At 52.8% G+C, this 20687-nt stretch carries 18 protein-coding genes and 1 tRNA gene; 11 read left to right on the forward strand and 8 right to left on the reverse strand.

Annotated features, from left to right (window positions below):
- Positions 1 to 187 precede the first annotated feature (187 nt).
- Positions 188 to 1183, forward strand: coding sequence for a tetratricopeptide repeat protein (locus NOU37_05665; protein MCQ4574717.1), 996 nt, complete (start codon positions 188 to 190; stop codon positions 1181 to 1183).
- A gap of 162 nt (positions 1184 to 1345) precedes the next feature.
- On the opposite strand, the gene NOU37_05670 is transcribed toward NOU37_05665, so the two are convergent.
- From NOU37_05670 to NOU37_05680, 3 genes are all read right to left on the reverse strand, one after another.
- Positions 1346 to 2017 carry an MBL fold metallo-hydrolase gene (locus NOU37_05670; GenBank protein MCQ4574718.1) on the reverse strand — a complete coding sequence of 224 codons (672 nt, stop codon included), beginning with the start codon at positions 2015 to 2017 and terminating at the stop codon, positions 1346 to 1348.
- A complete protein-coding gene (locus tag NOU37_05675) occupies positions 2018 to 3202 on the reverse strand; it encodes a nucleoside-diphosphate kinase (GenBank protein ID MCQ4574719.1) in 1185 nt (394 codons plus the stop codon).
- Positions 3203 to 3320: 118 nt separating this feature from the next.
- Complete coding sequence (locus tag NOU37_05680; GenBank protein ID MCQ4574720.1) at positions 3321 to 6953, reverse strand: DNA polymerase III subunit alpha; 3633 nt, start codon at positions 6951 to 6953, stop codon at positions 3321 to 3323.
- Between the two features lie 346 nt (positions 6954 to 7299).
- On the opposite strand from NOU37_05680, the gene NOU37_05685 reads away from it, so the two are divergent.
- Together NOU37_05685 and NOU37_05690 are read left to right on the forward strand one after the other, a co-directional pair.
- A complete protein-coding gene (locus tag NOU37_05685) occupies positions 7300 to 8034 on the forward strand; it encodes a hypothetical protein (GenBank protein MCQ4574721.1) in 735 nt (244 codons plus the stop codon).
- A gap of 16 nt (positions 8035 to 8050) precedes the next feature.
- Positions 8051 to 8126: transfer RNA gene (locus tag NOU37_05690), tRNA-Glu, on the forward strand.
- Between the two features lie 51 nt (positions 8127 to 8177).
- On the opposite strand, the gene NOU37_05695 is transcribed toward NOU37_05690, so the two are convergent.
- Entirely contained in the window at positions 8178 to 8330 is a 153-nt protein-coding gene (locus NOU37_05695; GenBank protein ID MCQ4574722.1) for a hypothetical protein, read from the reverse strand.
- Positions 8331 to 8546: 216 nt separating this feature from the next.
- On the opposite strand from NOU37_05695, the gene NOU37_05700 reads away from it, so the two are divergent.
- Positions 8547 to 8846 carry a hypothetical protein gene (locus tag NOU37_05700; GenBank protein ID MCQ4574723.1) on the forward strand — a complete coding sequence of 100 codons (300 nt, stop codon included), beginning with the start codon at positions 8547 to 8549 and terminating at the stop codon, positions 8844 to 8846.
- 287 nt (positions 8847 to 9133) lie between these two features.
- Here NOU37_05700 and NOU37_05705 read toward each other — a convergent pair whose 3' ends face one another.
- From NOU37_05705 to prfB, 4 genes are all read right to left on the reverse strand, one after another.
- Positions 9134 to 9979: a TRAP transporter TatT component family protein gene (locus tag NOU37_05705; protein ID MCQ4574724.1), complete on the reverse strand. Its 846-nt coding sequence runs from the start codon at positions 9977 to 9979 to the stop codon at positions 9134 to 9136.
- 105 nt (positions 9980 to 10084) lie between these two features.
- Entirely contained in the window at positions 10085 to 11092 is a 1008-nt protein-coding gene (locus NOU37_05710; GenBank protein ID MCQ4574725.1) for an NAD(P)-dependent glycerol-3-phosphate dehydrogenase, read from the reverse strand.
- 3 nt (positions 11093 to 11095) lie between these two features.
- Positions 11096 to 12382 carry a serine hydroxymethyltransferase gene (locus tag NOU37_05715; protein ID MCQ4574726.1) on the reverse strand — a complete coding sequence of 429 codons (1287 nt, stop codon included), beginning with the start codon at positions 12380 to 12382 and terminating at the stop codon, positions 11096 to 11098.
- Between the two features lie 56 nt (positions 12383 to 12438).
- Positions 12439 to 13531 (reverse strand): peptide chain release factor 2 gene (prfB, locus tag NOU37_05720; protein MCQ4574727.1). Its coding sequence is split into 2 segments (ribosomal slippage): positions 12439 to 13485 and positions 13487 to 13531, totalling 1092 coding nucleotides; the frame shifts between segments, so codons are not numbered across the junction.
- A 165-nt stretch (positions 13532 to 13696) separates the two neighbouring features.
- Between prfB and rsmD the strand changes: the two genes are divergently transcribed.
- The 7 genes from rsmD (at position 13697) to NOU37_05755 (ending at position 20664) form a co-directional block, all read left to right on the forward strand.
- A complete protein-coding gene (gene rsmD, locus NOU37_05725; GenBank protein MCQ4574728.1) occupies positions 13697 to 14284 on the forward strand; it encodes a 16S rRNA (guanine(966)-N(2))-methyltransferase RsmD in 588 nt (195 codons plus the stop codon).
- A 3-nt stretch (positions 14285 to 14287) separates the two neighbouring features.
- Positions 14288 to 15166 carry a 4-(cytidine 5'-diphospho)-2-C-methyl-D-erythritol kinase gene (gene ispE / locus NOU37_05730; GenBank protein MCQ4574729.1) on the forward strand — a complete coding sequence of 293 codons (879 nt, stop codon included), beginning with the start codon at positions 14288 to 14290 and terminating at the stop codon, positions 15164 to 15166.
- Positions 15167 to 15189: 23 nt separating this feature from the next.
- A complete protein-coding gene (locus tag NOU37_05735; protein MCQ4574730.1) occupies positions 15190 to 15678 on the forward strand; it encodes a SpoVG family protein in 489 nt (162 codons plus the stop codon).
- 180 nt (positions 15679 to 15858) lie between these two features.
- The gene (gene ilvB, locus NOU37_05740) at positions 15859 to 17532 is read left to right on the forward strand and encodes a biosynthetic-type acetolactate synthase large subunit (protein ID MCQ4574731.1); all 1674 of its coding nucleotides are present in this window, start codon (positions 15859 to 15861) and stop codon (positions 17530 to 17532) included.
- A 24-nt stretch (positions 17533 to 17556) separates the two neighbouring features.
- Positions 17557 to 18036, forward strand: a complete 480-nt coding sequence (gene ilvN / locus NOU37_05745; GenBank protein MCQ4574732.1) for an acetolactate synthase small subunit — start codon at positions 17557 to 17559, stop codon at positions 18034 to 18036.
- Position 18037: 1 nt separating this feature from the next.
- Entirely contained in the window at positions 18038 to 19033 is a 996-nt protein-coding gene (gene ilvC, locus NOU37_05750) for a ketol-acid reductoisomerase (protein MCQ4574733.1), read from the forward strand.
- Positions 19034 to 19101: 68 nt separating this feature from the next.
- Positions 19102 to 20664 (forward strand): 2-isopropylmalate synthase, encoded by a 1563-nt coding sequence (locus NOU37_05755; GenBank protein MCQ4574734.1) that lies wholly within the window; start codon positions 19102 to 19104, stop codon positions 20662 to 20664.
- Positions 20665 to 20687 lie beyond the last annotated feature (23 nt).

A 20687-nucleotide genomic window follows, 5' to 3' on the forward strand; every position in this document is an offset into this window, starting at 1 on the left:
GCACGTGCGACACAAGGTCGCACGCTACAAAAATTATGATTGTAGCGGTCGAGCTTGCTCGACGTTCGTAGGAGCGACTCTTGCGGTCGCCCAAACAGGGCAGGCGCAAGACCTGCCCCTACATAAAACTTATTTTAGGTAGATTGCCTTGACGCGCACCGCCAAACTTAAATTGGGGGAATTAACAATGCACATCAAATTTTGTCCCGTCAGGTATTTAATCCTCACCGCAATAATGGCCGTTATCCTAACGTGCCCCCTCACAGCCCGCGCAGACAGCGCTGTAGAATGGCTGAACAAGGGCGGAAAATTAGGCAGTGCAGGTAGGTATCAGGAGGCTATTGAATGCCTTGATAGGGCGATAGATATTAACCCCAAATATGCCCTAGCATGGTACAACAAGGGTGTTGTCCTGACGCGGCTGGGCAGGTATCAGGAGGCCATTAACTGCTACGACAGGGCGCTGGAGCTTGACCCAGAGTACGTCGATGCATGGTACAACAAGGGTGTTGCCCTGGGCAAGCTGGGCAGGTATCAGGAGGCCATAAACTGCTACGACAGGGCGCTGGAGCTTGATCCAAAGTTCAGCTATGCATGGAGCGGCAAGGGTGTTGCCCTGCGCAACATGGGCAGGTATCAGGAGGCGATTGACTGCTACGACAGGGTGCTGGAGATTGACCCAAAGGACGCACATGCATGGTACAACAAGGGTGCTGCCCTGGACGACCTGGCCAGGTATCAGGAGGCCATTAACTGCTACGACAGGGCGCTGGAGCTTAACCCAAAGCTGGCCTATGCATGGAGCGGCAAGGGTGAGGCCCTGGACGGCTTGGGCAGGTATCAGGAGGCCATAAACTGTTACGACAGGGCGCTGGAGCTTGACCCAAAGTTCAGCTATGCATGGAGCGGCAAGGGGTTGACTCTAAGTAAACTTGGAAGAAACCAGGAGGCTATTTCCCACATTAATAAGTCGCTGGAACTTGATTCAAAAAACAAATATGCCTATGCAAACAAGGGCTGGATTCTAAATAAGATGGGCATGACGCCCATTGAGGTGCTGGAATGCTACGAGAAGGCCCTCGCGATAGACCCGAAGCACGTGCCAGACTGGAGTAAGGACAAGACACCGCTGGCAGAGACACCCGAATATAAACAGGCGAAGGGTGCGGTAGACGGCAGGTAGGAATAGGGCGTCCGTCGGATTGTAGCGTCCGAGTTTATCTCGCACGTGCGACACAAGGTCGCACGCTACAAAAATTATGATTGTAGCGGTCGAGCTTGCTCGACGTTCGTAGGAGCGATTCTTGCGGTCGCCCAAACAGGGCAGGCGCAAGACCTGCCCCCACTACACAAACGGGTTGTTTTCCTTCTCTTCTTCTATGGTGGTGGTATCACCGTGGCCGGGGTATACGGCCGTGTCGCCGTCAAGGACGAGAAGCTTGTCCTGTATGGACCTGATAAGGGCTGCGTGGTCGCCTCCGGGAAAGTCTGTTCTGCCTATGCCACCCTGGAACAGGGTGTCACCTGAGAAAAGGACGTCGGGTTTCTTGCCAGAGCCTGAGCCGGAGCCTGAGCCTGAGTCTGAGGACGACCTGCCGAGGAGGCAGATACCTCCCGGGGTGTGGCCCGGCGTGTGGATTACCTCAAGCTCTATGCCGTCTATCCCCACCTTGTCCCCTTCTTTGAGCACTATATCTGCGGGCGGTGATTTCAGCAAAAAGCCTCCGAGGAAAGAGAGGTTCTTTTTGGGTTGAGTCAGACATTCCACATCGTCCTTGTGGATAGCAATTTTTATCTCGGGGAAGGTCTCTTTGACCTCTTTATTCGCCCCCATATGGTCGCCGTGGCCGTGTGTGTTTATTATAAGCCTTGGGGCAAGGCCGTTTTTCTCAATAAGGTCTATGATGTCCTGGTGGCTTCCGCCGGGGTCTATGATTATCGCCTGTTTTGTATCTTCATTTATGACGATGTAGCAGCAGGCTCCAAGCGGTCCGACGTTTAATTTCTCTATCTTCACCTAAAAGGGCCTTCCCGCCAGATACGCCTCAATCAAATCCTTTTCTTCGCACTGACTGTCTTCGCCCCAGAAGCCTACAATCTTTCGTTCTCTTTCGGCGTTTTCTGACGAGTCGGAGGCGTGCGCGGCGTTTCTCATCAGGTTGTAGCCGTATATGCTCCTGACCGTCGCGTCAGCGGCCTTTAGCGGGTCGGTAACACCCAGTATCGCGCGTATCTTCTCTATCGCATTTATTCCGCGATACAGGAGTGCAAGGCATTTAGCTTTTCCCGGTTTCTTTTTGTCCTCCGGGTCCTTTATGGTTGAAGGGTTTATCGCGGTCATGTATTCAACAATGCAGTCGAACTCATGCTGGGCGTTCAATTCCTTCAGATTATCCGCAAACTTCTCCAGCATCTTATCTTCTACGGTAAATGCTAATGCGGGTGAAAGTGCTTCACCAATTCTTTTTGCCAGGCTCGGTTTGAGTTTCTCCCGCAACATCTCCTTAACGGGCAAATAGAACGTCTCGGCACGCGCCACGTCCATGCGCAGGAGTTTTGCCCCCACTATAAACAGCCCCGCGCGGGAGAAAAGGTCTATTATGTTGCCCGGACGGGCGCTGTGTTTCAGGAAATTTTCCGGTTTTATGATTACCAGCGTGGTCTCCGGCTTCTCGCCTTTCGGGAATTTAACAATGTGTTCCAGTACCCCGCCGTCAGACGTTGCATACTCTGCCAGCAGGGCAAGCTGCTTCTTACTGGTCTCTTTATCCGCGGTGGTAAGCACAGCCGGTTCAAAGTATTCTACCTCTTTGTCTACCCCCTCAAGATAATCTCCGTAGGTGCCTCTTACCGTATCGCCCCTCATATGGTCGACGGACCCCACAACGTCTTCCTTCAAGGTCCTCACGGCATCAGGGCCCTTAAAGAGCATCAGCATTGTACGGTTGAGGATGCCAAAGCGGTTATCCCTGCGAAAGTAGTCATTTAAATATTTCAGAAAGGCCTTTTTAAGGTGTGGCTCTATATCCTGGGCCTCGATGATGGCACAGTAGCGGTCAACAAACTCATCGCTGGGCGCATACATCCTGGCCCCTACAATCTCCAGCTTCCCCATGGACAGGAGCCGTCCGATTATACCGCCTGTCCTGCTCTTGATAAGGCTGTAAGGCGTTATCAGCACATAGGCCAACTCATCTTTCATTGCCGTCCTTTGTAAGTGTAAATGTAAACAGTTTCGCTCACTCGCAACGTCTCAGGTTTAAATGAATCTTAACACACTTAAGAGTGGGCATCAACAGCTTATAGGAATGTCGAAGAGATTAGACGGAAGCTTTTTTACGGGCGTGGGGGTTCGGGGTCCTGGTTGATGAATGCAGATAACGTATCCGGCCGGGGCCCAGGAGGTCTTCCATGGCCAGTTTGAACTCGTTTGTAAGGGATACGAAGAATCTCTTGTTAACCTTTACCTTTGTCTTTTCCCCCTTCTGGTCCAAAACCTCAAGAACGACGGGGCAGTTACCACGGTAGCTCGAAATAACGTCCCTCAGACGGGAGAGCATCGAGTCGCTTATGGAAGAATAATCCAAACTTATAGCCGCGCCCGCTCTTTGTGTGCCGGGTTTCTTCTTCTCCGTGTTTGACGCCTTCTTGTCCGCCGTCCCCGCCTTAACGCCTTCCCCTCCGTCTTCTAACGAAATCAATGACGAGACCTTTATGGAGGGCCTGCCATTGCGTACAATAACCCTTCCTTCCACCAACACCACTTCGTCCTTTTTCAGTATGCCTTCAGCTTTCTCCAATTGCTTCTGGAAGAGAAGGGCGTCTGTCTGGCCTTCCAAGTCTTCCAGGACGATGTAGGCCATGGGGTCGCCTTTTCGCGTCGTGGCGAGCTTTAACTCCGCAATTACACCGGCAACCTTGACCACGTTACCTTCAGCCGATTCAAGAAGGCTTGAAGTGGTGACCGTGGAATGCTCGCCAAGTATTCCCTTCAGCTTGAGCAGAGGGTGGGAACTGACATAAAAACCAAGAACGCTTTTTTCCTGCTGAAGAGACTCCTTTTCCGTCCACTCCGGCGCGTCGCGCGAGGTAGACCCGCAGGCGGGACACACGACGGTGAGCCTTGCCGCAGGAGAAGTCTTCAAATCGGCCGTGTCACTGTTTTGTTCGGCGGAGGGTCGTCCTTTCGGCCCCGTTCCAGCGCTGTTGCCGAAAAGACCGAGCTGGCCGCTGAGGCGCTGTCGCCTCTGGTCCTCCGCGAACAGCAACTCGTGGTCCAGGATGCCTGAGTCAAGGTGCCCGGCACGGTGTCCGGGAAGACAGTCAAAACAGCCAGCCTTTATCAGGCTCTCTATAACCTGTCTGTTAACCAGTCTGGAGTCAATCCTCTGGTAGAAATCGTGCCGGCAGGAAAACCGCCCATCATCGTTCCTCGAACTCAAAATGGACTCTATGGCCTTGCTCCCCACGTTCTTGATGGCCCCCAGGCCAAAACGTATCTTCCCCTCCGCAATCATGGTAAAATTTTCCTGGCTTTCGTTTACACAGGGCGGCAACACCTCGATGCCCATCCGCCGGCAGTCTTCTATGTAGCTTACGATCTTTTCAGTATTCTGCATCTCACAGCTCATCAGAGCCGTCATGTACTGGGTCGGGTAGTTGGCCTTCAGATAGGCGGTCTGGCAGGTAATGACGGCATAGGCGGCAGAGTGGGACTTATTGAACCCGTAGCCTGCAAAATGCTCCATCAGGTCGAAGACCGCAACGGCGGTCTTTTCGGGTATCCCGTTTTTCATGGCCCCCTTGACGAACTGGGTGCGGTACCCCTTCATTACCTCAGGCTTCTTCTTTCCCATGGCCTTTCTGAGGTTGTCGGCCTCGTTCAGGCTGAAGTTACCTAGTTTATTGGCTATCCGCATTACCTGCTCCTGATAGAGAATTATCCCGTACGTCTCCTTCAAAAGCGGTTCAAGACTGGGATGGAGGTAGTTGGGGCGTTCTCTTCCGCGACGGCAGCTTATGAAGGAATCGACCATGCCACTCTGCAAGGGGCCGGGCCTGTAAAGTGCCATCATCGACATTATGTCGGTAAATTTGTCGGGCTTCAGTTTATTCAACAACTCCTTGAAACCACGGCTGGTCTCTACCTGAAACACCCCTTTAACGTCGCCTCGCGCGAGCAGCTTAAAGGTCTTTTTGTCGTGCATCGGCGCCTTTGCCAGGTCAACGTCCTCGCCGGTAATCTCCTTTATCAGCTTTACGGCCCTATCAATAACCGTAAATTTCCTCACACCCAGGAAATCGGCCTTAAGCAGGCCGATCTGCTCCACCAGCGTCACATCATCAAACTGGGTTGTTACCACGGTACCATTCTTTGCAAGGGGCACGTAGTTGGTAAGCGGTTCTTCCGATATGACCACGCCCGCGGCATGGACGGAGGCATGCCTGGCCAGTCCCTCCAGTTTGAACGAAATGTCGAACAGATGCCGTATCTTTTTGTCTGAGTTATATAGTTTCTCCAATTCGGGTTCCTGCTCCAGGGCCTGGACGAGCTTTATCCCCGGGGCGGGAGGTATAAGCTTCGCAACCCGGTCTACCTCGGCAAACGGTATGTTCATCACCCTTCCCACGTCCCTTATCGCCGCCTTGGCCTTCATCGTCCCGAAGGTTATAATCTGTGCCACATGGTGGTCGCCCCCGTACTTCTTCCGGGCGTAGTCAATTACCTTCTCCCTGCCCTCCGCGCAGAAGTCTATGTCAAGGTCGGGCATTGAAACCCTCTCTGCGTTCAGGAACCTCTCAAACAGCAGGTCGTGTTCAAGAGGGTCTACGTTCGTGATCTCTAAGACATACGCAACCAGGCTCCCCGCGCCCGAGCCCCGTCCGCTGGTCATAATTCCGTCTTTGTGGGCGAAGTAGACGAAATCCCACACTATCAGAAAATAGTCTACAAACCCCGTCTCCTCAATAACCTTCAGCTCATGGTCAAGCCTCTTGAGGACGTTATCGCTGATGGCCCCGTATCTTTTGACGGCGCCTTTCTCACACAGGGACCGGAGGTACTGCGGGTTCGCTATGCCTTCAGGCGAATGGAATCTGGGCAGGTGTAACCGGCCTAATTCCAGCGATAGGTCGCACGCCTCCGCAACGGCGAGTGTATTTTCCACCGCCTCCGGAACGTCGCCAAAGCGTTCAAGCATCTCTTCATACGACTTGAAATAGAACTCTCTTGTGGCAAACCTCATGCGTTCAGTATCTTCCACCAACTTCCCGGTGTTTATACACAGCAGTACGTCGTGGGCCTCGTGGTCGTCCTGCGACATGTAGTGTATGTCGTTGGTGGCTACCAGGGGTATGTCCAGCCGGTTTCCTATGTTTATCGCCCCCTCGAGAAGTTTCTTTTGCTCCGGCATGCCATTGTTTTGGGCCTCTATGAAAAAATTTCCCCTGCCGAAGAGCTCCCTGTACGCCGACGCGACACGTTCGGCGTCCCCGGGACGATTCTGCAACAGGTGGGAGTTTAACTCAGACTTCATGCAACCGCTAAGGGCTATCAGCCCCTCGGCGTGGTCTTTGAGTAAGTCTTTGTCTATCCTGGGCTTATAGTAAAAGCCCTCGAGGTATGCGCTTGTCGCCAGCTTGAGGAGATTCTGGTAGCCTGCACGGTTCTTCGCCAGCAGGGTCAGGTGGAAGATGTTATCTTTGGACTGCGGGTTCCTCTCAAAACGCCCGTCACGGGCAATATAGGCCTCATAGCCGATTATAGGCCTTATACCCGCCTGCCTGGCCTTGTTGTAGAATTCTATGGCGCCGTACATATTGCCATGGTCTGTAAGGGCAACCGCGCCCATTCCCTGGTCTTTTGCCCTGCTGATGAGGTCGTCTAGCCGGCAGGCCCCGTCCAGGAGGCTGTATTCACTATGGACATGGAGGTGGACAAAACCAGTGCTCATTTGCTTTATATACCTTAACGTTTATATATATGGGGTTGGTCACTAAAAGTCAATCTACATTTTGTATGTTTGAAATATCATAAGGAAAGCCCATGACTTAGGAAGTTGAGATTGTTTTTGGCCGTTAATGTATCTTTAACCACTGCCGACGCACGGAATTGGCCGGTGCAGGCAGGCAATGTCTTTCACGAAGTTTTCTACTTGAAATTCAGCGTCTGAGTTGATATTATTTCGATTCTAATAACCTTCCGAACAGATAATCAAGTTATTGGCGGAAGGGCGGTTGTCATGACATTCGTGTTAGAGGAGAGGTATGTGAGATGCGATATTCTGAAAGGAGAAGACCATGCTTGTAGGCCCTAAGGGACTCACCATCATTTCAATATTAATGGGGCTGGTGGCCATATTCAGCCTTGGCCTTGGAGTTACCGCTACCTCCAAATATCGCACTCAAAAGCATCGAGTTACGGAGCTGGAAGAAAAGATACTCCTTGGAAAAGAGGCTATGCTAAAGGTTCCCCAGTCGCAGCTAAAGGCCCAGGAGGAGGCGACGGCAAGGCAGGATGTCGAGAATCAACTGACAGAGGCAACGGATGAATTTGAGGCCCTGAAAGAGGAATTCGAAGTACTGAGACACGAAAGTGAGCTGCTCGCCGTAGGCAACGCCGCGGGAGGCAGGTTACTGCAACAGAGCGAAGAGGCCGTCAAGATAGCAAAGACCGAACTGGTCGCAGCAGAAGAAACGGCTGCCACACTGGCGGAAGAAAATAAGCGCCTGAAGAAACAGGTCGCCGCGCTAGACCTGGACGTGCGCGCCGCGGAGACCAAGATTCGGAACCTTACCAAAGAGCTCGGAGGCGAAACATCTTCCCTTTATGAAGGCACACAGGAAGGTGGGGAAGTCTCTCATCTAGGGTTTGGGCTGGCGGTAACCGGACACGAAATTGGCTCTCCTTCGGAACTTCCCGAACTCAAGCAAAAGGTTTCGGACCTCACCAGTGAATTAATCACACTGACCAAGGCTAAGGTTTCTGCTGAAAAGGAAGTTGCAGCACTTCAGCAAAGGCTGGCCGCGAGATAACCCCCACAAAAAAAGAGCCCCCATCGTCTAGTGGCCCAGGATGCCAGATTCTCAGTCTGGAGACAGGGGTTCGACTCCCCTTGGGGGTACCAATTAGAATTCTTGCCACGTCTTTTTTGCCGTTGGAGTACAGGTATCCCGCTTTAATACCAACGTTTCCGCCGCTTTCGTTTCTTCTTCTTCTTTCTTTCCTCTGACGTCGCCCGGTAATAAACGTACCACCTGTACACTATAACGCCGACTATAACCGACCCCGCAATCTTTGCTACTGCCTTAGCTTCGCTCATGCTTATCATTTTGCCACCTTCTGTTGTGTAGCTTTACACCGCCATGAACCGGCGTATTATAACCCATTTCAGGGACAGTCAATCTATAATCGGCACGGGGTTTGTTTCAGGGTGACCGTCTCTCTCCCCATCCACTTGAGATCTTCCTTGTAAAGTGAATGTCAACCTCCAGCGGCCGGCCATGCATTATTTGACAATCTGGCGTCTTATGGTACACTTTCCGGCATGGACTGGCGTGAAACTCTAAAATCCCTGGGCCTCAGTGATGCACTTTCCGGCATGGATTGGCGTAAAATCCCAAAATCCCTGGGCCTCAGTGATGCATTTTCCGGTATGGATTGGCGTAAAATCCCAAAATCCCTGGGCCTCAATGATGCACTTTCCGGTATGGATTGGCGTAAAATCCCAAAATCCCTGGGCCTCAATGATGCACTTTCCGGCATTAACCAGCGTTTTATCCTCATACTCCTTGCTGTCTTATGGATTATATTTTCTGTTGCCCTTGTAATCTATTCAACTAAGTAATAAGTAACAATTGTCCCTCGCGCGAGAGGAGGTAGAATGAAAATGGCTGAAGACAAGCACGGCTTTTCTTGTAGTTCTAAAAAAATAGGAATGGTTCTGGTTGGAGGCAGCATGTTATGCAGCTATGCCGCTCTGTTGGCGTTAGGGGGCTCAGCCGGGATAACAATATGGTTTCTTAGCTGGATACCGTTCTCTATCGGCGTTTATCTGAGCGGGAAAACTGTTTGTCCACGATTGCAGACTTGCTGAACGGTCATTTGTCTTCATACAGGACGCTGTAGACCTATCTACTGATAGGCATTTCCCCAATCCGGCTCGCTTCCCTTCTTCAACTCCTCTAGAATCTTCTTTGCCTTTGCGATGGTACGTCTGTTTTCCAGGACTTTTGAAGGGAGAATATCGTCCGACTGTCTGGAAATGTGTTCCAAGGTTTTCCTGGCCTCTTCTTTATCATTCTTATTCCAAAGGATTTTGGCCAGTGCTAACTGGTTCTTCAGCAGCTCAGGCCCTGCCACGACGGCCTTCGCCACATTGCTTTCTGCCTCACCCAGTTTTCCCTTGGATAGCTCAAGATCCGCCAGTAGCATATTGGGCAGTCCATACTCGCAGTCCGGGTCGAGCTCCGCCGCCTTCTTAAACAGCTTCTTTATCCCTCCGCCGGTTAGTCCACCCCTAAAAGAGAGCTTATTCACCGTCCTCCACAGTCCCAGATTGGCACCCAGCCAATAATATGCCTCGGCGCTTTCCGGGTCTGCATCTTTGGCTTTCTTGGCCCAACGCTGCCCCTCGTCAGTTAAGTCCGACAACTCATCTTTACCATTTGAAAAGTATGCCCCAAGCGTAAAATAGGCCTGAGCGAGCTTAACGTATACCCCGGAGAGGCTTTTTTCATCCCCCTTCGGGATTCCCTTCAACGCCTCCTCATATTTCTTTATCGCCGCATCGATGTCTTCCTTACCATTAGCCCCGGCCCGTTTCCCATATAATTCATCTCCTTGCTTCACGGTCTCCTGCCAGTCTGCAGCAACGCTAATAAACGGGTGGGCCGTGCACGCGACAACAAACAATATCAGGCAAAGAGCCTTGCTAATCGAAATAATTTTGTCGTGTATCGGGTTCATGTCGGGATTCATTAGCGGATTCCTCACAATTCAAGGTGTAGAATAAATGATTAACCCTTTTCACTCTTCTCAGGGGATTAATAGAAATTCTCGCGTCAAAACGCAGCTAATTGGCAGCTATTCCAACTCTTCAAGTTCTGACCTGGGGGAGCGCATCATTAAATCGCTTACCGCGGCACGGGGGTCTTTGTCTTCGTACAGGACGTTGTAGACCTCTCTACTGATAGGCATCTCTACTTTATGTTTATCCGCCAGCAACTTGACCGAACGCGTCGTGAAGAAACCTTCGGCCACCTGCTCCATGCCCTCAAGCACCTCTTTTATCTTTTTCCCTCTTCCAATCTCAAGGCCGACGTGCCTGTTCCGTCCATAGGGACTGGCGCAGGTGGTAATCAGGTCGCCCAGTCCCGTGATTCCGCTGAACGTCGCCCTCTGCCCGCCCATCCTGACGCCCAGCCGGGTCATCTCCACCAGGCCCCTTGTGATGAGGGCCGCCTTGGTGTTATCTCCGAACCCCAGCCCCTCACATATCCCGGCGGCGATGGCTATAACGTTTTTCCCGGCCGCGCCTACCTCAACACCCACCATGTCGGGATTGGTATAGACCCGGAACCGGTCCGTAAAGAACGCCTCTTGTATCTCCTCACACATCTCTCCGCCGGAGACAACCACGGTGGTAGGTAGAGACCGCGCCACCTCTTCGGCGTGGCTGGGCCCCATCATAAGCGCAATCGGGACGTCGCCCAGGACGTCCCGTATAACCCCGCTTGCCAGTAAAAGCGTATCGTTCTCAATACCCTTGACCACACTCAACAACTTACCGCCGTTTACATAGTGGGGCTTAAATCTCTCCATGACAGACCTGAGGTAAGGCGAAGGAACCGCCACGACGATAAGTTCCCGGCCATCGGCTGCCCGGGCCAGGTCACTGGTAAGCGGGAGGTCGGGGGGGATGGGGATGCCGGGGAGATATTTCACGTTCTCCCTCTTTTCCCTTATGAATTCGACGTACTCCTCTGTGTTTCCCCACAGCAGGACGTCGTGGCCCTTCTTGTGAAGCAGGAGCGATAAGGCGGTACCCCAACCGCCGTTGCCCAGAACGCAAATCCTTCTAAAGGGCTTCATTTGCTATGACTCTTCGGTAGGCACACTTTCTAAAAGGGGCGCGGAGACTGCCTCGTTTTCGTAAATCGGGAAAGAGGCACAAAAATCTCTTACCTCTTTATTAACACATTTCTTGACCTCGTCATCCCTGGGGGCCGAAACCACACGGTCTATCCACGCCGCAATTGTCTGCATCTCTTGCTCCTTCATCCCCCGTGTGGTAGCGGCGGCGGCGCCTATTCTGATACCGCTGGTCTCAAAGGCTCCCCTCTCATCGAAGGGGATGAGGTTCTTGTTTACGTAGATACCCACGTCTGAGAGACAATCCTGCGCGTCCCTGCCGGATATATCCTTATTGGTCAAGTCAACCAGGAATAGGTGGTTATCCGTGCCCCCGGTCGGCACGTCAAATCCCCTGTTTATAAGTTCCTGTGCCAGGGCCCGGGCGTTTGCAACGGTCTGTTTCTGACGCTCACGGAACTCGTCGGTCATGGCCTCCTTAAAAGACACCGCCTTGGCCGCAATAATGTGCATAAGGGGCCCGCCCTGCATGCCGGGAAAGACCATCTGGTCAATCTTCGCCGCGTATTTCGACTTACAGAGCACGAAACCTCCACGCGGTCCGCCCAGCGTCTTGTGCGTGGTGGAGGTAACAAAGTCCGCATGCGGTACGGGGTCTGGATGCTGTTTGCCGGCTATGAGCCCGGCTATATGGGCCATGTCCACCATGAGAAGCGCGCCCACATCATCGGCAATCTCTCTGAACTTCGTGAAATCTATCACGCGGGAGTACGCGCTGGCCCCTGCAATGATAAGGTCCGGCTGGAAGCTCCGGGCCTTATCCATAATTACGTCGTAATCGAGAAGCTTCGTCTCCCTGTCAACACCATAGGTCGCGGCCTCGTATATCTGTCCCGAAAAGTTCTTCCTGAAACCATGCGTAAGGTGCCCGCCGTGATTTATATTCATCCCAAGTATCTTGTGTTCGGGCGTAAGGGCCGCAAAATAGACGGCCATATTGGCCTGCGAACCCGAGTGAGGCTGAACGTTGACATGCTCGGCGCCAAAGAGCTTCTTGGCCCTCTCTATCGCCAGCCTCTCCACCACGTCTACGTTGTCGCAACCACTGTAATACCTCTTATCCGGATAACCCTCGGCGTATTTATTGGTGAGGACAGAACCCTGGGCCTCAAGAACGGCAGGGGTGCAATAGTTCTCTGACGCTATAAGCTCAAGGTGAAACAGCTGCCGCTCTATCTCTCCCCTGATTGCCTGCCAGACCTCCTCGTCAACCCGTCTTAGCGCGTCCATTTACCCTCCTCTTTTCTCTTATTTGCGCCCCGTTTTACTCAAGAAACCCTGGCGGTCTAAGACCCCTGTTTCTCCAGTTTATGCCTGAGGTATGCGTCTATAAATTCGTCAATCTCACCGTCCAGCACAGCCTGCGTGTTACCGGTCTCTTTACCGGTGCGTAAATCCTTTACCAGATTATACGGATGGAGCACGTACGACCGTATCTGGCGGCCCCACGCAATCTCGCCCTTCTCATCGTACAGGGCCTCCCGCTCCTTCTCCCTTTCTTTCTCCTTCAACTGGTAAAGCCTTGCCATGAGCATACTCATGGCCGATTTCCTGTTCTTGTGCTGAGAGCGTTCGCTCTGACACTGTACGACTACGCCCGTAGGGAGGTGGGTAATCCTAACGGCGGAGGAGGTCTTGTTTACGTGCTGACCGCCCGCGCCGCTTGCCCGGAAGGTGTTTACCTTGACATCTTCCGGCCGTATCTCCACCTCTTCTTCCTTCGCCATTTCAGGAACAACGTCTACAGCCGCAAAGGACGTGTGGCGTCTCCGGTTTGTGTCGAAAGGCGATATCCTCACAAGCCTGTGCACACCGACCTCCGCACGGAGGTACCCGTTGGCCCATTCACCCTTCACGTGAACGACGGCCCTCTTGACACCCGCCTCTTCGCCCGGCTGTACGTCAACTACCTCATACGCGTAGTCGTTCCTCTCCATCCACCGGCAGTACATCCTGAGGAGCATCGCAGCCCAATCACATGACTCGGTGCCCCCTGCTCCGGCGTGTACGCTCAGATATGCGTTACTACGGTCGTGTGGATGACCAAGCAAGGCCCTTAGCTCAACCCTCTCCAGCTTCTTTTCGAAGGCGCGTACATCCCGCTCCAGCTCCGGCGCGATAGTTTTGTCCTCATCGGCCAATTGGGTAAGCACAACAAGGTCTTCCCAGGAACTCTCCATCTCTTTGAATGGTGCGGTTATCTCTTTGAGGTTTTTGAGCTTCTTCAGGGTTTCCTGCGCTTTTTGCTTATCTTTCCAGATGTCCCCGGAAGCTATCCTTTTCTCCAGCAGCCTTTGCTCCTTCTCTTTGGCTGCCAGGTCAAAGAGAGTCTCTCAGACTTAGGAGGCGTTCACGGAGGGGGGTTACATCTTTTTTCATACTGCTAAACCTTCAGAATTGTTAAGTTCTTTTATTCTCAAGACCAAATATTCTCAAGACCGGATTATATTTTGGGGCAGTATAAAAGTCAAACTGTTTTTAATGCATTCTCCCATACCATACTTGCACTAATAAATATTATGTAATAGAATCTAAAATACGCCTATGCGTGTGATAGCCGGCACAGCCAAAGGAAGACGTTTGTACTGCCCGAAAGGTCTGGGGATAAGGCCCGCACGGGACAGGGTCAAGGAGTCCCTTTTCAACATTCTGGGAGACCTTGTAACCGGACGTCCCGCGCTCGACCTCTTCGCCGGCACGGGGGCCGTGGGCATAGAGGCACTCAGCAGGGGCGCTCAGTCCTGCCTGTTCGTAGAGAACAACGCCCCGGCGATAACCTGCATGCAGAGGAACCTTCGCACGGCAGGGCTTGAGTCCAGTGGCAAAATACTGAAGGTGGACGTGTTCAGGGTCTTGCCGCACCTCGTAAAAAAAGGCATGTACTTTGAACTGGCCTTTGTGGACCCCCCTTACAAGATTATAGAAGATGACAGGGACAGAAAAAGGCTCCTCAAACTCCTCGAGGACCTCGCAGAGCAAGACATACTTAGAGACCCCGGCATCGTCGTTGTGGAATACAGGGCCAAGAAGACGGAGCTTCCCGATAAAATAGGCAGACTTGTACGTTTTGACGACAGGGGTTATGATATCACCCATCTCGGCTTCTGGCACCTTTCAGAAAAAGGCACGTAACCCGTGAACTCAAAGACCGTTACCTTAACCGCCCCGGCTAAGATAAACCTGTTCCTGGAGGTACTGGGCAAGAGGCCCGACGGCTACCATGAGCTGGAGACCGTCATGCAGCAGATAGACCTGGCAGACACCCTGACACTGGAGGAAACGGACGAGGGCATAGAACTGACCTGTACGGAACCAGACATCCCGTGCGATGAGACCAACCTTGTGTGGAAGGCCGCCCGCATCTTCCAGAGACAAGTCGCCGTAGATACAGGAGTTAGGGTGCATCTGACAAAGAGGATACCCGTTGCGGCGGGACTGGGCGGTGGAAGCTCCGACGCCGCCGCCATGCTGAAAGGCATGAACGCCTTGTGGGAGGCGGGCTTAAGCGAACCAAGCCTGATGGACATGGCCGCGGAGCTTGGTTCAGACGTCCCTTTTTTCATAAAAGGCGGCACCGCATTGTGCAGAGGAAGAGGTGAAATCGTGACACCTCTGGCGGTCAGGCACAGGTTCTTTTATGTCCTCCTCTATCCCGACATTAAGGTCTCCACCGCCGAAGTTTATGGCAAGCTGAAAATTGATTTGACAAGAGAAAAAAAAGATGTTAATTTCGTACTATCTGCGCTTCTGTCTGAGGATATTGACACCTTAAACAATTCGCTCTTTAATAGACTAGAAACAGTAGCTTTAGAGTTATATCCGGAACTCAAAGGGTTTAAAAAACTTCTTGAGGGCTTTCTCCAGGGCGGGGTATTGCTATCGGGAAGCGGCTCTGCAATCTACGGCTGCTGCAAGAACCAAAAGGAGGCCAAGAACGTTAAAGAAGAGCTAAATAAACGGGGGGTAGAGAAGGCTTTTGTGGTATCAAGTTTGTCGCCTGCTTCGCTTATGTAAGCTAATGATAAGGGGGTGCTAAAGTGGAGATTACAGAGATCAGAGTAAAACTAACCGAGGCCAAGAAGAATCGTTTGCAAGCCTTCTGCAGCATTACCATTGACAATGATTTTGTTGTAAGAGACCTTAAGGTCATTGAGGGCCAAAAAGGGGCATTCGTGGCGATGCCCAGCAGGAAATTAACGGACAGGTGTCAAAAATGCGGCGGGAAGAACCATGTTCGAGCGAGTTACTGTAATGAGTGCGGTACAAAACTGGACGAGAGGCACGAGCTGAAGGGTGAAAGCGACTCCGCGGGAAAAGTAAAACTTTACGCAGACACCGCACACCCGATAAATTCAAAATGCCGAGAATATATACAGGAACGCGTCCTGTCAATGTACAAGGAAGAATTGGAGAGGTCTACTCAACCGGGATATAAACCCCTGGACATGCCGGTTAATGTTGACTATGAAAACACGCACATTAAGAAGGACCAGGAGCAACGTTTTGGAGAGGGAATTTTACCCTAAAAATATTGTAAAGCCCACCGTACGCCGATGTCTGGTGGTAATTTTGTTAGCAGGTCTGGCCACCTAAGTCGCCTGCCCACAAGATAAGGCCTTCTATGCCCCCTTATTTTGCAGTTGTGACGGCGACCCCCCTTTTTCTTTCTCGTTAACGTATTTTTGGAACGAAGGATGTTTTGAAACATGACAAAGACTGGCGCACAAACGTTAATAGATACGCTGCTCGATAAAGGGATTGAATACGTCTTCGGCATCCCCGGTGGTGTCGTCCTACCGCTTTTCGATACCCTTTACGATTCACCCATAAAGTTCATACTGATGAGGCATGAGCAGGCCGCGGGACATGCCGCAGACGGCTTCGCCAGGGCGACCGGCAAGGTCGGGGTCTGCATGGTGACGTCCGGTCCCGGCGCGACCAATCTTACCACCGCCATCGCCACGGCTTTTATGGACTCGGTGCCCGTTGTCGCCATCACGGGACAGGTCAAGACCAACCTGATAGGCAGCGACGCCTTTCAGGAAGCCGACGTGATGGGCATAATGCGCCCCATTACAAAACACAGCTATCTTGTAAAGAACCTGAACGATCTACCGAGGGTGTTAAACGAGGCCTTCTACATCGCCAGTACGGGAAGGTGCGGCCCGGTCGTTATTGACCTTCCCGTTGACGTCACCATGCAGAGCATGAATAGCCCGGTGCCGGAAGACATCGACCTGCCCGGCTATAAGCCCAGATACGACGGCAATCCGAGGCAGATTAAGCTGGCGGCCGAGGCCATAAACGACTCCCAGCGGCCCGTGCTATATACCGGAGGCGGTATCATCCTCTCCGGATGCGCCAAAGAGCTTTTAGCTCTCGCGGAAAAGGCCAATATACCCGTCACCACTACTCTCATGGGTCTTGGAGGGTTCCCGGAGACAAACCCCCTTTCACTAGGGATGCTGGGAATGCACGGTACGTGCTACGCCAACCATGCCGTCCAGGAATCGGACCTGCTAATAGCAGTCGGCTCACGTTTTGACGACCGGGTTACCGGGAAGCTCGATGAGTTTGCGCCACACGCAAAGATCATCCACGTTGACATAGATCCCGCGTCTATCAGTAAGAACCTCAGGGTAGACATTCCCGTGGTGGGTGACGCCGGGAACATTCTTACCAAGCTTATAGAACTTGTGCGCTTCGTGGACAGGAAGCAATGGTTTGACAAAATCGGCGAGTGGAAGAAAAAGTTTCCTCTCACCTATGACAACAGCGGGGATGACGTCAAGCCACAGTACGTCGTCGAGCAGATATACGAGGCCACAAAGGGTGATGCCATAATAACTACTGAGGTGGGCCAAAACCAGATGTGGGCGGCACATTATTATACATTTACCAGGCCGCGGAGTTTCATCTCCTCGGGCGGGCTGGGGACCATGGGCTACGGATTCCCCGCCGCAATCGGCGCACAGTTAGGCTGCCCCGACAAGACAGTGATAGACATAGCCGGTGACGGAAGCATCCAGATGAACATCCAGGAGCTGGCCACCGTCGTGCATAACAAACTGCCCGTGAAGATAGCGATACTAAACAACGGCTATCTGGGTATGGTCCGTCAGTGGCAGGAACTTTTTTACAACAAGAGATACTCCCACACGACCCTGAACGGCAACCCGGACTTCGTCAAGGTGGCGGAAGCCTATGGCGCAAAGGGGTTCCGCGTGGACAAGAAGGAGGACGTAAGGCCCGTCATAGATAAGGCCCTCTCCATAAAAGGGCCCGTTGTGATGGACTTCAGAGTGACACAGGAAGAAAACGTCTTTCCCATGGTCCCTGCGGGCCAGGCTATTAACCGCATGATAGGCGGTATGGCGTAGAAAAAGAGATTCTTGTAACTAAACATGAAACACACGATAACGGCAATAGTTGAAAACAAGGTGGGTGTGCTGGTCAGGATAGTCGGCCTCTTCAGCAGCAGGGGTTTCAACATAGACAGCCTTAACGTTGGCGAGACCGATGACCCCAGGTTCTCCAGGCTTACTATCGTGGTCAAGGGGGACAACGCCGTGCTGGAACAGGTACGGAAACAGCTCGGCAAGGTCATAGACGTCATCAGGGTGTCAGACCTCACAAACAAGCCTTACGTGGAGAGAGACCTGATGCTGGTCAAGATTAACGTTCCGCCGGGGAAGAGAGGCGAGATACTGGAGGTCGTAAACATCTTTAGAGGGAAGATTGTTGACCTGGGGGGGAAAGACATGATCGTGGAACTCTCCGGTACGGAGGATAAGGTAGAGGCCATGCTGAAACTTCTTCGACCCTTCGGTATAAAAGAAACAGCCAGAACGGGCCAAATCGCTATGATAAGGGGAACAAAATAACATGGCAACGATGTACTACGATAAGGACGCGGACCTGAACCACCTGAAGGATAAGACCTTAGCCGTCATAGGCTACGGCAGTCAGGGTCACGCACAGACCCAGAACCTTAGGGACAGCGGCCTCAAAGTCATCGTAGGTCTTCGGCCCGGCGGAAGCAGCTATGAATCGGCCATGGCTCATGGCTTCAATACCGTAACCATCGAGGAGGCAGCGAAGGCAGGAGATGTTGTACACATACTGCTGCCCGATGAGGTCCAGGCAGACGTCTACGAATCACAGATAAAACCCCACATGAAGGAGGGAAAGACCCTTAACTTTTCCCACGGGTTCAACGTACATTTCCGCCAGATAGTGCCGCCCGCCGACGTTGACGTAATAATGGTGGCCCCGAAGGGGCCGGGACATCTCGTAAGGTCGGAGTATGAAAAGGGTGGCGGCGTCCCGTGTCTCATGGCAGTACACCAGGACCCGTCCGGCACGGCACAGGACACCGCCCTGGCCTTCGCCAAGGGTATAGGCGGTACCCGGGCCGGCGTCATTGTGACCACCTTCGCAGAGGAGACCGAGACCGACCTCTTCGGAGAACAAGCGGTACTCTGCGGCGGCGTGTCCGCCCTGATAAAGGCGGGCTTTGACACGCTCGTTGAGGCAGGCTACCAGCCGGAACTCGCATACTTTGAGTGCATGCACGAAATGAAACTTATCGTGGACCTGTTCTACGAAGGCGGTCTTGCGCACATGAGAGACTCCATAAGCAACACCGCAGAGTACGGGGACCTTACCAGGGGACCCATGATAATCGACAAAAGGACCCGCAAAGAGATGAAGAAGATACTCAAAGACATCCAGAGCGGGAAGTTCGCAAATGAATGGGTCGCGGAAAACAAAACCGGCGGAGAAAACTTCCATGCCCTTCGCCGGGAGGAAAAGCACCTGCTGATTGAAAAGGTGGGCAAAGAACTCCGGCAGAAGATGAGCTGGATAAAGGCAAAATAGTTGTACTCGTCCCAACCTTGACGTAAAATAATGTTTGAGGTAACACCCTCCCTTAAGGCAGCGACATAATGAGCCGAATCATCATACATGATACCACGCTGAGAGACGGCGAGCAGTCTCCGGGCGTCAGTCTCAACCTCCACGAGAAACTGCAGATAGCCCATCAGCTGGCGCGTCTGGGGGTGGACGTCATCGAGGCTGGTTTTCCCATCGCCTCCCCCGGTGACTTCGAGGCCGTTAAGGCCGTGGCAGGGGAGGTAGGAAACACCCGTATATCCGCGCTCGCCCGCACCCTGGAGAAGGATATTGACCGCGCCGCCGATGCCCTGAAACCAGCAAAAAGACCCATGATACACGTGTTTCTCGCCACCTCCGAAATACACAGGCAGCACAAGCTCAAGAAGGCAAAGGCAGAAATACTCAAGCTGGCCACACACGCCGTGCGTCACGCTAAGGGATTTACTGACGACGTAGAGTTCTCACCGGAGGACGCCTCAAGGACAGAGCCTGAATTCCTGCGCGAGGTAGTTGAGGCCGTAGTAGATGCAGGGGCCACGGTGGTCAACATCCCCGACACGGTGGGATACGCTACACCTGAGGAATTCGCCCGGCTAATCGAATATCTCCTGACGGAGACCGGCAACATAGAGAAGGCCATACTGAGCGTACACTGTCATAACGACCTGGGCCTGGCGGTAGCCAACACGCTTGCGGCCATAAAGGCCGGGGCCACTCAGGCAGAATGCACCGTCAACGGTATCGGCGAGAGGGCGGGCAATGCCGCGCTTGAGGAGATAGCAATGGCCCTCAACACACGCAAAGACTTCTATGACTACACCACGGGCATCGTCACCCAGGAGATAATGACCTCCAGCCGGCTGGTAAGCAGCCTGACCGGGCTCCGTGTACAAAAGAACAAGGCCGTCGTGGGTGAAAACGCCTTTGCGCACTCCTCGGGGGTGCACCAGGACGGCATAATAAAAGAACGCACCACCTATGAGATAATGCGCCCCGAAGACGTCGGTCGCGGAAAAACACGGCTTCCACTCGGAAAGCTCTCCGGACGAAATGCGTTCCTTCAGAGGATAAAAGAACTGGGTTACGGGCATCTGGACAAAAAAGAACTCGAAGAGGCGTTCAAGGAGTTTAAGATACTGGCCGACAGGAAAAAGACCATCCACGACGAAGACATAGAGGCTATTGTCATAAACATACTTGACGAGAGCCCTCCCGTCTACCGCCTTGAGCGCGTGAAAATAGACTGCGGCCCCGGCACCACGCCGCTGGCCGAGGTGCGCCTCAAGCTGCAAGACGACACTATCGTGGACAACGCCACCATGGGTGACGGCCCCATCGACGCGCTATTTAAGGCCATAGACCTGATAACGGACGTTCCCGGCAAGCTACTCGACTATCAGGTGCGCGCCCTCACCAGCGGCAAGGACGCCATGGGAGAGGTAAGCGTCGAGGTGGATTTCGGGGGACAGGTCCAGAGGGGACGGGTCGTAAGCTGCGACATCATCGAGGCCAGCGCCAAGGCATATCTGAACGCCGCCAATAAGGTCGCGCAAAAGACCACCCACAAGACGCCCAAAAAAAAGAAAGAGACGAGACAAAAACAAAGGGTCTGAAATAGATTCGAAGACCTGCAGCC

The sequence above is a fragment of the Candidatus Bathyanammoxibius amoris genome, from assembly GCA_024451685.1.
In the GTDB taxonomy this organism is placed as follows: Bacteria; Planctomycetota; Brocadiia; order Brocadiales; family Bathyanammoxibiaceae; genus Bathyanammoxibius; species Bathyanammoxibius amoris.

Excerpts from the sequence above, each read along its gene's own strand:
- NOU37_05680 (MCQ4574720.1), bottom strand. The coding sequence starts at position 6,953 with ATGAGCACTGGTTTTGTCCACCTCCATGTCCATAGTGAATACAGCCTC.
- NOU37_05715 (MCQ4574726.1), bottom strand. The coding sequence starts at position 12,382 with ATGGACGCGCTAAGACGGGTTGACGAGGAGGTCTGGCAGGCAATCAGG.
- ilvC (MCQ4574733.1), top strand. The coding sequence starts at position 18,038 with ATGGCAACGATGTACTACGATAAGGACGCGGACCTGAACCACCTGAAG.
- NOU37_05710 (MCQ4574725.1), bottom strand. The coding sequence starts at position 11,092 with ATGAAGCCCTTTAGAAGGATTTGCGTTCTGGGCAACGGCGGTTGGGGT.
- rsmD (MCQ4574728.1), top strand. The coding sequence starts at position 13,697 with ATGCGTGTGATAGCCGGCACAGCCAAAGGAAGACGTTTGTACTGCCCG.
- NOU37_05705 (MCQ4574724.1), bottom strand. The coding sequence starts at position 9,979 with ATGAATCCCGACATGAACCCGATACACGACAAAATTATTTCGATTAGC.
- NOU37_05665 (MCQ4574717.1), top strand. The coding sequence starts at position 188 with ATGCACATCAAATTTTGTCCCGTCAGGTATTTAATCCTCACCGCAATA.
- NOU37_05675 (MCQ4574719.1), bottom strand. The coding sequence starts at position 3,202 with ATGAAAGATGAGTTGGCCTATGTGCTGATAACGCCTTACAGCCTTATC.
- NOU37_05700 (MCQ4574723.1), top strand. The coding sequence starts at position 8,547 with ATGGACTGGCGTGAAACTCTAAAATCCCTGGGCCTCAGTGATGCACTT.
- NOU37_05685 (MCQ4574721.1), top strand. The coding sequence starts at position 7,300 with ATGCTTGTAGGCCCTAAGGGACTCACCATCATTTCAATATTAATGGGG.
- NOU37_05695 (MCQ4574722.1), bottom strand. The coding sequence starts at position 8,330 with ATGATAAGCATGAGCGAAGCTAAGGCAGTAGCAAAGATTGCGGGGTCG.
- ilvB (MCQ4574731.1), top strand. The coding sequence starts at position 15,859 with ATGACAAAGACTGGCGCACAAACGTTAATAGATACGCTGCTCGATAAA.
- ilvN (MCQ4574732.1), top strand. The coding sequence starts at position 17,557 with ATGAAACACACGATAACGGCAATAGTTGAAAACAAGGTGGGTGTGCTG.
- NOU37_05755 (MCQ4574734.1), top strand. The coding sequence starts at position 19,102 with ATGAGCCGAATCATCATACATGATACCACGCTGAGAGACGGCGAGCAG.